This window comes from Citrobacter sp. RHBSTW-00599, assembly GCF_013784065.1.
Classification (GTDB): domain Bacteria; phylum Pseudomonadota; class Gammaproteobacteria; order Enterobacterales; family Enterobacteriaceae; genus Citrobacter; species Citrobacter braakii.
The window spans coordinates 2076147-2089155 of sequence record NZ_CP056717.1 but is presented as its reverse complement, the minus strand read 5'-3'; the positions used below and the strand labels follow the sequence as shown (position 1 = coordinate 2089155).

At 53.2% G+C, this 13009-nt stretch carries 13 protein-coding genes; 10 read left to right on the top strand and 3 right to left on the bottom strand.

Features of this window, described 5'->3' with window-relative positions:
- Positions 1-93: 93 nt before the first annotated feature.
- A complete protein-coding gene (locus HV243_RS10035) occupies positions 94-1587 on the bottom strand; it encodes a flagellin (RefSeq protein WP_053389330.1) in 1494 nt (497 codons plus the stop codon).
- 255 nt (positions 1588-1842) lie between these two features.
- On the opposite strand from HV243_RS10035, the gene fliD reads away from it, so the two are divergent.
- From fliD to amyA, 4 genes are all read left to right on the top strand, one after another.
- A complete protein-coding gene (gene fliD / locus HV243_RS10030) occupies positions 1843-3249 on the top strand; it encodes a flagellar filament capping protein FliD (protein ID WP_053389329.1) in 1407 nt (468 codons plus the stop codon).
- 15 nt (positions 3250-3264) lie between these two features.
- On the top strand, positions 3265-3672 hold the full coding sequence (gene fliS, locus HV243_RS10025; protein WP_053389328.1) for a flagellar export chaperone FliS: 408 nt from the start codon (positions 3265-3267) through the stop codon (positions 3670-3672).
- Positions 3672-4043 (top strand): flagella biosynthesis regulatory protein FliT, encoded by a 372-nt coding sequence (gene fliT, locus HV243_RS10020; protein ID WP_003030458.1) that lies wholly within the window; start codon positions 3672-3674, stop codon positions 4041-4043. The genes fliS and fliT overlap by 1 nt, the downstream gene beginning before the upstream one ends.
- A gap of 68 nt (positions 4044-4111) precedes the next feature.
- A complete protein-coding gene (amyA, locus tag HV243_RS10015; protein ID WP_053389327.1) occupies positions 4112-5599 on the top strand; it encodes an alpha-amylase in 1488 nt (495 codons plus the stop codon).
- Positions 5600-5639: 40 nt separating this feature from the next.
- Here amyA and yedD read toward each other — a convergent pair whose 3' ends face one another.
- The gene (yedD, locus tag HV243_RS10010) at positions 5640-6053 is read right to left on the bottom strand and encodes a lipoprotein YedD (RefSeq protein ID WP_016153484.1); all 414 of its coding nucleotides are present in this window, start codon (positions 6051-6053) and stop codon (positions 5640-5642) included.
- A 185-nt stretch (positions 6054-6238) separates the two neighbouring features.
- Here yedD and yedE point away from each other — a divergent pair, with 185 nt between their 5' ends.
- Together yedE and yedF are read left to right on the top strand one after the other, a co-directional pair.
- Positions 6239-7444 (top strand): selenium metabolism membrane protein YedE/FdhT, encoded by a 1206-nt coding sequence (gene yedE, locus HV243_RS10005; RefSeq protein ID WP_047416083.1) that lies wholly within the window; start codon positions 6239-6241, stop codon positions 7442-7444.
- On the top strand, positions 7441-7674 hold the full coding sequence (yedF, locus tag HV243_RS10000) for a sulfurtransferase-like selenium metabolism protein YedF (protein WP_000790504.1): 234 nt from the start codon (positions 7441-7443) through the stop codon (positions 7672-7674). Before yedE ends, yedF begins: the two co-directional genes overlap by 4 nt.
- Before the next feature lie 45 nt (positions 7675-7719).
- On the opposite strand, the gene fliE is transcribed toward yedF, so the two are convergent.
- Positions 7720-8034, bottom strand: coding sequence for a flagellar hook-basal body complex protein FliE (gene fliE / locus HV243_RS09995; protein WP_016153486.1), 315 nt, complete (start codon positions 8032-8034; stop codon positions 7720-7722).
- 216 nt (positions 8035-8250) lie between these two features.
- On the opposite strand from fliE, the gene fliF reads away from it, so the two are divergent.
- Genes fliF through fliI form a run of 4 tightly spaced genes read left to right on the top strand, consistent with a single transcriptional unit; the run spans position 8251 to position 12991 of the window.
- Complete coding sequence (gene fliF / locus HV243_RS09990) at positions 8251-9933, top strand: flagellar basal-body MS-ring/collar protein FliF (protein WP_047357996.1); 1683 nt, start codon at positions 8251-8253, stop codon at positions 9931-9933.
- On the top strand, positions 9926-10921 hold the full coding sequence (gene fliG, locus HV243_RS09985; RefSeq protein WP_016153488.1) for a flagellar motor switch protein FliG: 996 nt from the start codon (positions 9926-9928) through the stop codon (positions 10919-10921). Before fliF ends, fliG begins: the two co-directional genes overlap by 8 nt.
- Positions 10914-11621, top strand: coding sequence for a flagellar assembly protein FliH (fliH, locus tag HV243_RS09980; RefSeq protein ID WP_053389326.1), 708 nt, complete (start codon positions 10914-10916; stop codon positions 11619-11621). Before fliG ends, fliH begins: the two co-directional genes overlap by 8 nt.
- The gene (gene fliI, locus HV243_RS09975; protein ID WP_016153490.1) at positions 11621-12991 is read left to right on the top strand and encodes a flagellar protein export ATPase FliI; all 1371 of its coding nucleotides are present in this window, start codon (positions 11621-11623) and stop codon (positions 12989-12991) included. Before fliH ends, fliI begins: the two co-directional genes overlap by 1 nt.
- Positions 12992-13009: the final 18 nt, after the last annotated feature.

The following is a 13009-nucleotide window of genomic DNA, read 5'->3' as shown; positions in this document are numbered from 1 at the left end:
AATAGTGGGTGAAATGAGGGGTTATTTGGGGGTTACGGGTAAAGCTAGATGTAAAAAACCCCGCCGGAGCGGGGTTTGCGCGATAAGTGTAAATTAACGCAGCAGAGACAGAACGTTCTGCGGAACCTGGTTGGCCTGTGCCAGTACAGAGGTACCTGCTTGCTGCAGGATCTGTGCTTTGGACATGTTAGACACTTCGGTCGCGTAGTCAGCATCTTCGATACGGCTACGAGCAGAAGTCAGGTTGTTAACGGTGTTACCCAGGTTGGTGATGGTAGAGTCGAAACGGTTCTGCACCGCACCGAGGTCACCACGTAAGGTATCAACCTGAGCCAGCGCGGTATCAATCAGTTTCAACTGGTTGCGCGTTGCTTCGCTTGCCTGGCTTTGTTTAACCAGAGAAGCATTTGCAGTACCTGCATTTTTAACGAAAGTTGTTTCACCGCCGTTGGTAACAACACCGTTAGCATCAACTGCGTAATTGGTAGCACCAATAGATAAAGCTCCACCCGTTTTAGATGCTTTAGCTGCAACCAGATCAGACTCTTTTGCTGCAACGTTGGTTGCATGGGTAGTCAGTTTGTTACTACCTGCGGCACCCTGCTCATAAATGCTGCCACCAGAAAGAGTCATGGTACCACCGGTACCGGTTGTCGCACCTGAGATGTCCATGGTAATGGTGGTGCCATCAATAGTTGTGGTGAATTTACCGTTACCGTCAGCATTTGCTGTGTTTGTTGCAGCAGCAGTCCATTCGGCACCTTTAAAGGTAAATTTAGCGTTAGCACCACCTGTGGTTACCGCAGCAGCAGCAGTTGCAGCTGCGTCAGCAGTTGCCCCTGCTCCTGAGGTAACTTGTACGTTTGCAGAACTAGCGGTTAATTTACCATCTGCTGCACCAACGAAAGCCGCAGCAAATGTACCAGTGGTACCAACATCAATTTTAACAGCACCCGATTTTACATCAACAGAATAGCTATCAGCAGCCAGTTTATAGTTCATGGTACCCGTTGCGCCGAAATCTTTAACCAACTGGTCAGCGGTAGCTGCTTTATCGCCAGTTACGCTGAAAGTATTCAGGCCCAACGTGCTGCTGGTGATTTCTTTCAGGTTAATGGAGATGGTTTCGTTATCGTTAGCACCAACCTGGATTTTCAGGGTGTTGTCACCCGCCAGTACTTTCACGCCGTTGAACTGAGTCTGGCCAGATACGCGGTCGATTTCGCTCAGACGCTGAGTGATTTCAGCCTGAATGGAGCTCAGATCGCTATCTGAGTTGGTGCCGTTAGATGCCTGAACGGACAGTTCACGTACACGCTGCAGGTTGTTGTTGATTTCGTTCAGCGCGCCTTCAGTGGTCTGCGCGATGGAGATACCGTCGTTGGCGTTACGGGAAGCCTGAGTCAGACCTTTAATATTAGAGGTGAAGCGGTTTGCGATCGCCTGACCAGCCGCATCATCTTTCGCGCTGTTGATACGCAGACCAGAGGACAGACGCTCGATAGCGGAGCTCAGAGTAGACTGAGATTTGTTCAGGTTGTTTTGGGTCAACAGCGACAGGCTGTTTGTATTGATGACTTGTGCCATGATCTTTTCCTTATCAATTACAACTTGATGTTATTGGGCTGTTGCCCACGGTTTCTCACCGTAACCCATGTATCGGCACCTTAATTTCGAACTTTAGAAAATTTTTACTTTTCGCTCTCTTTTTTCTTAGCCCCTGAAATACCCTCTTTATATGCCATTATTCTGCGCATTATTTTTACAAAACTATCATTAAACTTTGCGCGCAGATTGCCGATAACCCGCTTAACTACTGTTTGCAATCACAAGGAATTAGGCATGCCTTCATTTACTTCATTGGGCGTCGGCTCAAACTTACCACTGGATACATTGCTGACAAACCTGACTACTGCTGAAAAAAAACGCTTAAACCCAATTACCCAACAGCAGAGTACGAATACGGCAAGATTAACCGCCTACGGCACGCTAAAAAGCGCGCTGGAAAAATTCCAGACGGCAAACACAGCGCTAAACAGTGCCGATCTGTTTAAAAGCACCACCGTAACCAGCAGTACAGAAGACCTTAAGGTATCGACCTCTGCCGGCGCAGCCCCCGGGATCTATACCGTTAGTGTTACGCAACTGGCGCAGGCTCAATCATTAAGTACTAAAAGTGGAATCAGCTCAACGAAGGAAGCGTTAGGTGATACCTCCTCCGAAAGCCGCACTATTAAAATTGAGCAAAAAGGCCGTGAAAAACCGCTGGAAATAAAACTCAGCAAAGACCAAACATCGCTAGAAGGGATCCGTGATGCCATTAACGACGCCGACAGCGGTATTTCCGCCAGTATCGTTAAAGTTAAAGAAAATGATTATCAGCTGGTATTGACCGCCGAAAGCGGTGTTGATAATAAGATGACCATTTCCGTCAGCGGCGACAGTAAGCTCAATGATTTACTGGCCTACGACAGCACCGCCGGCAGCGGAAATATGAAACAGCTGGTGGAAGCAAAAAATGCGTTATTGAAAGTTAATGGTATTGATATTGAACGCCCAAGCAACACCATTACCGATGCCCCGCAGGGCGTAACGCTGAATCTGACTAAAGAAGTCACCGACGCGCGAATCACCGTCACCAAGAGCAATGATAAAGCAACCGAAGCAATCAAAGGTTGGGTGGATGCCTATAACTCGCTGCTGGATACGTTTTCAACGCTGACCAAATACACTGAAGTTGATCCGGGAGCCGAAGCACAAGATAAAAATAACGGTGCGCTGATCGGCGACAGCGCGGTACGCACCATCCAGATAGGCATTCGCGCCCAGTTTTCCAATGGTGCCAGCGATGGTGCATTCAAAACGTTGGGTGAAATCGGTATTACCACCGACGGTACCTCAGGCAAGCTGAAAATTGACGACACCAAGTTGGAAAAAGCGCTGAAAGATAACACCGCTGCGACTCGTCAATTACTGGTTGGTGATGGTAAAGAAACCGGTATTACCACCAAAATTGCAACAGAAGTAAAAGGTTACCTGGCCGATGACGGCATTATTGACGTTGCCCAGGACAATATTAACGCCACGCTGAAAAAACTGACCAAACAGTATCTGGCCGTCAGCAACAGCATCGACGATACCGTTGCTCGCTATAAAGCGCAGTTTACACAGCTGGACACCATGATGAGCAAGCTCAATAGCACCAGTACCTATCTGGGCCAGCAATTTACGGCGATGAGCAATTCCTGATAACACGAGGTAAGTATGTATACCGCGAGCGGTACCAAAGCCTATGCACAGGTCGGCATAGAGAGTGGCGTGATGAGCGCCAGTCCACATCAGCTGATTGAAATGTTGTTTGATGGCGCGAACAGCGCCCTGGTGCGCGCTCGCCTGTTTATGCAACAGGGTGATATCGTCGCCAAAGGTGAAGCGTTAAGTAAAGCCATTAATATTATCGACAATGGCCTGAAGGCAGGACTTGATCAAGAGAATGGCGGCGAAATCGCCACCAATCTGTCTTCACTGTACGACTATATGATTCGCCGTTTACTGCAAGCTAACTTGCGTAATGATTGTCAGGCCATTGAAGAAGTCGAAGGGTTACTCGGCAACATTGCAGATGCCTGGAAACAGATCTCACCGAAAGCATCTTCCCAGGAGTCTCGTTAATGACCTCAGCCGTGGAGTTTATCAACCGTTGGCAGCGCATCGCGCTGCTCAGTCACTCACTGCTGGAACTGGCGCAGCGCGGTGAATGGGACCTTTTACTGGAACAGGAAGTTACCTATCTGCAAAGTATTGAAGTGGTCATGGAAGAGCAAACTCCACCAGGCATTACGCGAAGTATTCAGGATTTAGTGGCCGGGTACATTAAACAGACGCTGGATAACGAACAACTGCTCAAAACATTGTTACAGCAGCGTCTGGATGAACTCAGCAATCTCATCGGTCAGTCGACGCGCCAAAAGACGCTAAATAACGCTTATGGCCGTCTTTCCGGCATGCTGTTAGTTCCCGACGCCCCCACTGCCCCACAATAATTTCCCGTCTCGTCTGAATAATCTTCCATACTCCAGAGGTCGGCCAAACGACTTCTGGAGCACGGAAGATGAAAAATCCCACGTTATTGCAGTATTTTCACTGGTATTACCCCGAGGGCGGTCAACTCTGGCCCGAACTTGCCGAACGCGCAGGTGGACTCAATGACATCGGCATCAATATGGTGTGGTTACCTCCCGCTTATAAAGGCGCATCCGGCGGCTATTCCGTTGGCTACGACTCCTACGATCTGTTTGATCTGGGCGAATTCGACCAAAAGGGAACCATCGCTACCAAATATGGCGATAAAAACCAGCTGCTGACGGCGATAGACGCGCTAAAACACAATGATATTGCCGTACTGCTCGACGTGGTGGTTAACCACAAGATGGGTGCAGATGAAAAAGAGCATATTCGTGTCCAGCGGGTTAACGCCGAGGACCGCACGCAAATAGACGATGAGATCGTCGAATGCGAAGGCTGGACGCGCTACACCTTCCCTGCCCGCGCGGGCCAGCACTCGCAATTCATTTGGGACTTTAAATGCTTCAGCGGTATTGACCATATCGAAAACCCAACCGAAGACGGCATTTTTAAAATCGTGAACGACTACACCGGCGAAGGCTGGAACGATCAGGTTGATGATGAGTTGGGTAATTTTGATTATCTGATGGGCGAAAACATCGATTTTCGCAATCACGCGGTCACCGAAGAGATCAAATACTGGGCGCGTTGGGTGATGGAGCAAACCCAGTGTGACGGCTTTCGTTTAGATGCCGTGAAACATATTCCGGCATGGTTTTATAAAGAGTGGATTGAGCATGTGCAGGAAGTCGCCCCCAAGCCGCTGTTTATCGTCGCGGAATACTGGTCGCATGAAGTCGACAAGCTGCAAACCTACATTAATCAGGTGGAGGGGAAAACCATGTTATTCGACGCCCCTTTGCAGATGAAATTCCACGAAGCCTCTCGTCAGGGACGCGATTACGACATGAGCCAGATTTTCACCGACACGTTAGTGGAGGCCGATCCATTTCATGCCGTCACGCTGGTGGCCAACCACGACACTCAGCCTTTACAGGCGCTCGAAGCCCCTGTCGAGCCGTGGTTTAAGCCGCTGGCCTATGCGCTGATCCTGTTGCGCGAAAACGGCGTACCGTCGGTGTTTTATCCTGACCTCTACGGAGCGCATTACGAAGACACCGGCGGCGATGGTGAAACCTATCCTATCGACATGCCGATCATTGAACAGCTTGATGAACTGATCCTCGCGCGCCAGCGCTTCGCGCACGGGGTACAGACGCTCTTTTTCGATCATCCTAACTGTATCGCTTTTAGCCGCAGCGGAACGGACGAGGATCCCGGCTGTGTGGTGGTTCTTTCTAACGGCGATGACGGGGAAAAGACCATCAATCTCGGTGCGAATTACGGGAATAAAACCTGGCGTGACTATCTGGGAAATCGCGAAGAAAGCGTGGTCACCGATGAGAACGGTGAAGCGACGTTTTATTGTAACGGCGGTAGCGTCAGCGTGTGGGTGATTGAAGACGTGTTGTAAAGCTCAACCCCGGTGGCCGTTGGCTACCGGGGCGTATAGCTTATGGCAGTGGCGTGGCCAGCGGCGTTTTCTTTAACGCGTCAGCACATTCCTGCGTCGGGCGGTCGACCCGCTGCAGCGTCATACCGTCATATTCCAGCGTATTGCCTTCACGCTCAATCTCATACAGCTCGCGTTTCACCGTCACGTTGGTGAGATCGCCAGAGATCATCGTCAGTTTCCCCGGCAGCGCGATCACTCGCTGCCACTGGCGACAATCCAGCGTGTCGCCCTCTTTTGTTACCACCAGGCTGGCAATCGCTTCCGGGCTCACCAGACTGCGTTGCGGACCTTTTGACTGCCAGTATCCTTCCAGACCGGCTGGCGCTGGCGTTTTCACCACGTCGTTATAATTTTCTACTTCGGCGCATCCGGTAAGCGCCAGAAATACAGCAACAATTGCTAATTTTTTCATCATTCATCCTGCATGCGAAGAAAATGGGATTGTGGCATTAAAGGCCTGATGTCGCCAGCCTTTCGGCAGGGTTGAGAAAGATTGATCCAGACGGTGTTACCTCTTATTACTCATAGTCAAAAATTCTGATCGGTGTAGTATCCACACTTCTTGTTACATACCTTCTGAGTTCAGAGGCACAACGCATGTCATGGCAACACTTCAAACAGGCCTGGTTAATTAAATTTTGGGCCCCCGCCCCTGCGGTCATCGCAGCGGGTATTCTCTCTACTTATTATTTCGGCATTACGGGAACCTTCTGGGCCGTTACCGGCGAATTCACTCGCTGGGGTGGTCAAATCCTGCAACTGTTTGGCGTTCACGCCGAAGAATGGGGATACTACAAGCTGATCCATCTCGAAGGCTCACCCCTGACCCGCATTGACGGCATGATGATCCTCGGTATGTTCGGGGGCTGTTTTGCTGCCGCATTGTGGGCAAACAACGTCAAATTACGCATGCCGCGCAGTCGGGTGCGCATTATGCAGGCGATCGTCGGCGGGATGATTGCCGGATTCGGTGCCCGGCTGGCAATGGGCTGTAACCTGGCCGCATTCTTCACCGGTATTCCACAGTTCTCGCTACACGCCTGGTTTTTCGCCCTGGCAACGGCTATTGGCTCATGGTTTGGCGCACGCTTTACCCTGCTGCCGATGTTTCGTATTCCGGTTAAAATGCAGAAAGTCTCCGCTGCTTCTCCGTTAACACAAAAGCCAGATCAGGCCCGTCGCCGTTTCCGCCTCGGCATGCTGGTGTTTATCGCCATGATCGGCTGGGCGCTACTCACTGCAATGGATAAACCCAAACTTGGTTTGGCCATGCTGTTCGGCGTTGGGTTCGGGCTGCTGATTGAACGGGCGCAAATCTGCTTCACCTCCGCCTTCCGCGATCTGTGGATTTCCGGTCGCACCCATATGGCGAAAGCGATCATCTTCGGGATGGCGGTCAGCGCCATTGGTATCTTTAGCTACGTGCAACTGGGCGTCGAGCCTAAAATCATGTGGGCAGGTCCGAATGCGGTGATCGGCGGCTTGCTGTTCGGCTTCGGCATTGTTCTGGCGGGCGGGTGTGAAACGGGCTGGATGTACCGCGCCGTTGAAGGCCAGGTGCATTACTGGTGGGTGGGTCTGGGCAACGTTATTGGCTCGACCATTCTGGCCTACTACTGGGATGATTTTGCTCCCGCGCTTGCCACCAGTTGGGACAAAGTGAATCTGCTCAACACCTTCGGCCCGCTCGGTGGCCTGCTGGTAACCTATCTGCTGTTATTTACCGCGCTGATGCTCATCATCGGCTGGGAAAAACGCTTCTTCCGTCGCGCTGGGCTGACGCCTGCCAAGGAGTCTGTATGAAAAATATCGTGCCTGATTATCGCCTCGATATGGTCGGCGAGCCGTGTCCGTACCCGGCTGTCGCCACACTGGAAGCGATGCCGCAATTGAAGAAAGGTGAGATTCTGGAAGTGGTGAGCGATTGCCCGCAGTCAATCAACAATATTCCACTGGATGCGCGTAATCACGGCTACACGGTGCTGGATATTCAGCAGGATGGTCCAACGATTCGTTATTTAATTCAGAAGTAATGCGATTCTCCCGTTGTCCGACGCAGCGGGAGAATGTTCGGCTTGCTACACCTGCATCGACATCACTTCCTGATACGCCGACACCAGTTTGTTGCGCACCTGGATCCCCATCTGCATCGATACCGACGCTTTTTGCATATCGGTCATCACATCGTTCAGCGCAATACCCGGTTCACCGAGGGTAAATTTCTCAGCCTGCACACGGGACGCGGTTTGTACATCGCTGATCCTGTCTAACGCCGCATGCAGTTGACCGGCAAAACTCACGGTCGGTTGTGGCTGCATATCCTGCATTTTTGCTGACATCGCCGTGGTCTGTAGCTGGCTGATGACCCCTTCAATCCCCTGTATTGCCGACATTCTGATCCCCTGGATAATTTTTTACGTAGTTGAGATTACCAGTTAGTCAATAAGATAAAGGCGTTAAATAACGATAAAAAACCACGGTTTTTAACGCATAGAAAAATTCGAAACCGCAAATAATGAGACCGTCAATTTTTCGAGTTTGCTGACCCGGGAGTGAGTCTTGTTCCACTTTGCAAAAAACGCCGTCCACGATAAGCCACGAGGTGCGAGATGAGTGCGACAGCATCGACTGCAACCCAGCTTAAACCTCTCGAGTGGTTAAACCGCCTGCGCGCGAATCCCAGAATTCCTCTGATTGTGGCGGGAGCCGCTGCCGTCGCGATCATCGTGGCGATGGTCCTGTGGGCCAAAGCGCCTGACTACCGCACGCTGTTCAGCAATCTTTCCGATCAGGATGGTGGCGCGATCGTCACCCAACTGACGCAGATGAACGTTCCCTACCGTTTTACTGAGGGAAGCGGCGCCATTGAAGTTCCTGCCGATAAAGTCCACGAACTGCGTTTACGTCTGGCGCAGCAAGGTCTGCCCAAAGGCGGCGCGGTGGGTTTTGAACTGCTGGATCAGGAAAAGTTTGGTATCAGCCAGTTTAGCGAGCAGGTCAACTACCAGCGCGCGCTGGAAGGTGAATTAGCCCGTACGATTGAAACGTTGGGACCGGTAAAACGCGCCCGCGTGCATCTGGCTATGCCGAAACCGTCGCTGTTTGTGCGTGAGCAAAAAGCGCCTTCAGCCTCCGTCACCGTCAACCTGGAGCCGGGTCGCGCGCTGGATGAAGGTCAGATCAGTGCGGTCACGCATCTGGTTTCCAGCGCTGTTGCAGGCTTGCCGCCGGGCAACGTTACGCTGGTCGACCAGGCGGGGCATCTGTTAACCCAGTCGAATACCAGTAGCCGCGATCTTAACGATGCGCAGCTGAAATACGCCAGCGACGTCGAAGGCCGCGTTCAGCGTCGTATCGAATCGATTCTGTCGCCGATTGTCGGCAACGGTAACGTACATGCGCAGGTTACCGCGCAGCTGGATTTTGCCAACAAAGAGCAAACCGAAGAACAGTACCGTCCAAACGGTGATGAGTCCCAGGCCGTGCTGCGTTCTCGTCAGTTGAACGTCAGTGAGCAGGTCGGTAGCGGAGCACCAGGCGGCGTCCCGGGCGCGTTGTCAAATCAGCCCGCTCCGGCAAATACTGCGCCAATCGCCAACCCACCCGCTAATCAGCAAAACGCGCAAAATACGCAAAACGCACAGACGGCGAATAACAGTAATAATGCCGGCCCGCGCAATACTCAGCGCAATGAAACCAGCAACTATGAAGTTGACCGCACCATTCGCCATACCAAAATGAACGTTGGCGATGTGCAGCGTCTCTCGGTGGCTGTCGTGGTCAACTACAAAACGTTACCAGACGGCAAACCGTTGCCGTTAACCGCCGAGCAGATGAAACAGATTGAGGATCTGACCCGCGAAGCGATGGGATTCTCCGACAAACGTGGCGATACCCTGAACGTGGTGAACTCTCCCTTCACGGCGACCGACGATTCCATGGGCGAGCTACCGTTCTGGAAACAGCCGTTCTTTATTGACCAGTTAATGTCCGCAGGTCGTTGGTTGCTGGTTCTGTTGGTGGCGTGGATCCTATGGCGGAAAGCCGTTCGTCCGCAGTTGGTCCGTCGCAGTGAAGAAGCGAAAGCCGTACAAGAACAAACGCGTGTCCGTCAGGAAACCGAAGAAGCGGTAGAAGTTCGCCTCAGCAAAGACGAACAAACCCAGCAGCGTCGTACTAATCAGCGTCTGGGAGCAGAAGTCATGAGTCAGCGTATTCGTGAAATGTCAGATAACGATCCGCGCGTCGTGGCGCTGGTCATTCGCCAGTGGATGAGTAACGATCATGAGTAATCTTACCGGTACCGATAAAAGCGTCATCCTGCTGATGACCATTGGCGAAGATCGCGCGGCGGAGGTGTTTAAGCACCTTTCCACGCGCGAAGTTCAGGCGCTCAGTACGGCGATGGCCAACGTTCGCCAGATTTCCAACAAGCAGTTGACGGAAGTGCTGGCCGAATTTGAACAAGAAGCCGAACAGTTTGCCGCGCTGAATATCAACGCCAACGAATATCTGCGCTCCGTGCTGGTGAAAGCGCTGGGCGAGGAACGTGCCTCCAGTCTGCTGGAAGATATTCTGGAAACCCGCGATACCACCAGCGGCATTGAAACGCTTAACTTTATGGAGCCGCAAAGCGCCGCCGACCTTATCCGCGACGAGCATCCGCAGATTATCGCCACCATTCTGGTGCACCTCAAGCGGGGCCAGGCTGCCGATATACTGGCGCTGTTCGACGAGCGTTTACGTCACGACGTGATGCTGCGTATCGCCACCTTTGGCGGCGTACAGCCTGCCGCGCTGGCAGAACTGACCGAGGTACTCAACGGCCTACTCGATGGCCAGAACCTCAAGCGCAGCAAAATGGGCGGCGTGAGAACGGCGGCAGAAATTATCAACCTGATGAAAACCCAGCAGGAAGAAGCGGTTATTACCGCCGTACGCGAATTCGACGGCGAGCTGGCGCAGAAAATTATCGACGAGATGTTCCTGTTCGAGAACCTGGTGGATGTCGACGATCGCAGTATCCAGCGCCTGCTGCAGGAAGTGGATTCCGAATCGTTGCTGATTGCCCTGAAAGGTGCCGAACAGCCGCTGCGCGAGAAGTTCCTGCGCAACATGTCGCAACGTGCTGCCGATATTCTGCGCGACGACCTCGCCAACCGCGGTCCGGTGCGTTTGTCGCAGGTGGAAAACGAACAGAAAGCCATTCTGCTTATTGTGCGTCGTCTGGCGGAAACCGGCGAGATGGTGATAGGCAGCGGCGAGGATACCTATGTCTAACGAACTGCCGTGGAAAGTCTGGACCCCGGACGACCTCGCCCCACCGATGGCGGAGTTCGTACTGGCTGAGCACAGCGAAAACCCGCTGTCAGAAGAAACAGCAGAACCAGAGCTTTCCGCAGAGCAACAGCTTGAACAGCAGCTCGCACAGCTGCAACTGCAGGCCCATGAGCAAGGTTATAACGCGGGTCTGGCGGAAGGTCGACAAAAAGGCCACGAACAAGGTTATCAGGAAGGCCTGAGTCAGGGGCTGGAGCAAGGCCAGAACCAGGCGCGCGCTCAGCATGCGCCGATCCACGCCCGCATGCAGCAACTGGTGAGCGAGTTTCAGAATACGCTGGACGCGCTGGACAGCGTCATTGCCTCGCGTCTGATGCAAATGGCGCTGGAAGCTGCGCGTCAGGTTATAGGTCAGACGCCTATTGTGGATAACGCTGCGCTGATTAAACAAATCCAACAGCTGTTGCAGCAAGAACCGCTGTTTAGCGGTAAACCGCAGCTACGCGTACATCCGGACGATCTCCAGCGTGTAGATGAGATGCTCGGTGCGACCCTCAGCCTGCACGGCTGGCGGCTGCGCGGCGATCCGACGCTGCATCACGGCGGCTGTAAAGTCTCTGCCGATGAAGGCGATCTGGATGCCAGCGTTGCCACGCGCTGGCAAGAACTCTGCCGTCTGGCAGCGCCGGGAGTCGTGTAATGACCACTCGCCTGACTCGCTGGCTCAACACGCTGGACAGCTTCGAAGAGAAAATGTCGCTACTGCCTGCGGTGCGCCGTTACGGTCGCCTGACCCGCGCCACCGGGCTGGTGCTGGAGGCCACGGGATTACAGTTGCCGCTGGGCGCCACCTGCGTTATTGAACGCCAGGACGGCAACGAAACCCAGGAGGTCGAAAGTGAAGTCGTGGGCTTTAACGGTCAGCGTCTGTTTCTGATGCCCCTCGAAGAGGTTGAAGGTGTTCTGCCCGGCGCGCGCGTTTACGCGAAGAACATTGCCGGTGAAGGTCTGCAAAGCGGGAAGCAATTACCGCTTGGCCCTGCATTGCTGGGTCGTGTGCTTGACGGTAGCGGAAAACCGCTCGACGGTCTGCCCGCCCCGGATACCACCGAAACCGGGGCGCTGATTACGCCGCCGTTTAACCCGCTACAACGCACCGCGATTGAACACGTCCTGGATACCGGCGTACGTCCCATCAACGCGTTGTTAACCGTCGGTCGCGGTCAGCGTATGGGACTTTTCGCGGGCTCCGGTGTCGGTAAAAGCGTTCTGCTCGGCATGATGGCGCGCTATACCCAGGCCGATGTTATCGTCGTGGGTCTGATTGGCGAACGTGGTCGCGAAGTTAAAGATTTTATTGAAAATATTCTCGGTACCGACGGTCGTGCACGCTCGGTGGTGATTGCCGCTCCCGCAGATGTCTCGCCGCTGTTACGTATGCAAGGCGCGGCCTATGCCACGCGTATCGCCGAAGATTTTCGCGATCGTGGACAGCACGTATTGCTGATTATGGATTCCCTCACCCGCTATGCGATGGCGCAACGTGAAATCGCCCTGGCGATCGGAGAGCCGCCGGCAACGAAAGGTTATCCCCCCTCAGTATTCGCCAAATTACCGGCACTGGTCGAACGTGCCGGGAACGGTATTCACGGCGGCGGTTCCGTTACCGCGTTTTACACGGTACTGACCGAAGGTGACGACCAGCAGGACCCCATTGCGGATTCCGCGCGCGCGATTCTGGACGGCCACATTGTGCTGTCCCGTCATCTGGCCGAAGCGGGTCACTATCCGGCCATCGATATTGAAGCCTCGATCAGCCGCGCCATGACCGCGCTTATTAGTGAACAACACTATGCGCGGGTACGAAACTTTAAACAGCTGCTATCCAGCTTCCAGCGCAACCGCGATCTGGTCAGCGTGGGGGCGTATGCCAAAGGCAGCGATCCCATGCTGGATAAAGCCATCGCCCTATGGCCACAACTGGAAGCATTCTTACAGCAAGGCATTTTTGAACGGGCGGACTGGGAAGATTCTCTGCACGCGTTAGAACTGATTTTCCCTGGTGTGTGAGTAAGCAGGAGAGCATAG

What these genes read in the sequence shown, in the direction of transcription:
- amyA (WP_053389327.1), top strand. Translation starts at nt 4,112, where the DNA reads ATGAAAAATCCCACGTTATTGCAGTATTTTCACTGGTATTACCCCGAG.
- fliD (WP_053389329.1), top strand. Translation starts at nt 1,843, where the DNA reads ATGCCTTCATTTACTTCATTGGGCGTCGGCTCAAACTTACCACTGGAT.
- yedD (WP_016153484.1), bottom strand. Translation starts at nt 6,053, where the DNA reads ATGAAAAAATTAGCAATTGTTGCTGTATTTCTGGCGCTTACCGGATGC.
- HV243_RS10035 (WP_053389330.1), bottom strand. Translation starts at nt 1,587, where the DNA reads ATGGCACAAGTCATCAATACAAACAGCCTGTCGCTGTTGACCCAAAAC.
- fliT (WP_003030458.1), top strand. Translation starts at nt 3,672, where the DNA reads ATGACCTCAGCCGTGGAGTTTATCAACCGTTGGCAGCGCATCGCGCTG.
- fliH (WP_053389326.1), top strand. Translation starts at nt 10,914, where the DNA reads ATGTCTAACGAACTGCCGTGGAAAGTCTGGACCCCGGACGACCTCGCC.
- yedE (WP_047416083.1), top strand. Translation starts at nt 6,239, where the DNA reads ATGTCATGGCAACACTTCAAACAGGCCTGGTTAATTAAATTTTGGGCC.
- fliE (WP_016153486.1), bottom strand. Translation starts at nt 8,034, where the DNA reads ATGTCGGCAATACAGGGGATTGAAGGGGTCATCAGCCAGCTACAGACC.
- yedF (WP_000790504.1), top strand. Translation starts at nt 7,441, where the DNA reads ATGAAAAATATCGTGCCTGATTATCGCCTCGATATGGTCGGCGAGCCG.
- fliI (WP_016153490.1), top strand. Translation starts at nt 11,621, where the DNA reads ATGACCACTCGCCTGACTCGCTGGCTCAACACGCTGGACAGCTTCGAA.
- fliS (WP_053389328.1), top strand. Translation starts at nt 3,265, where the DNA reads ATGTATACCGCGAGCGGTACCAAAGCCTATGCACAGGTCGGCATAGAG.
- fliG (WP_016153488.1), top strand. Translation starts at nt 9,926, where the DNA reads ATGAGTAATCTTACCGGTACCGATAAAAGCGTCATCCTGCTGATGACC.
- fliF (WP_047357996.1), top strand. Translation starts at nt 8,251, where the DNA reads ATGAGTGCGACAGCATCGACTGCAACCCAGCTTAAACCTCTCGAGTGG.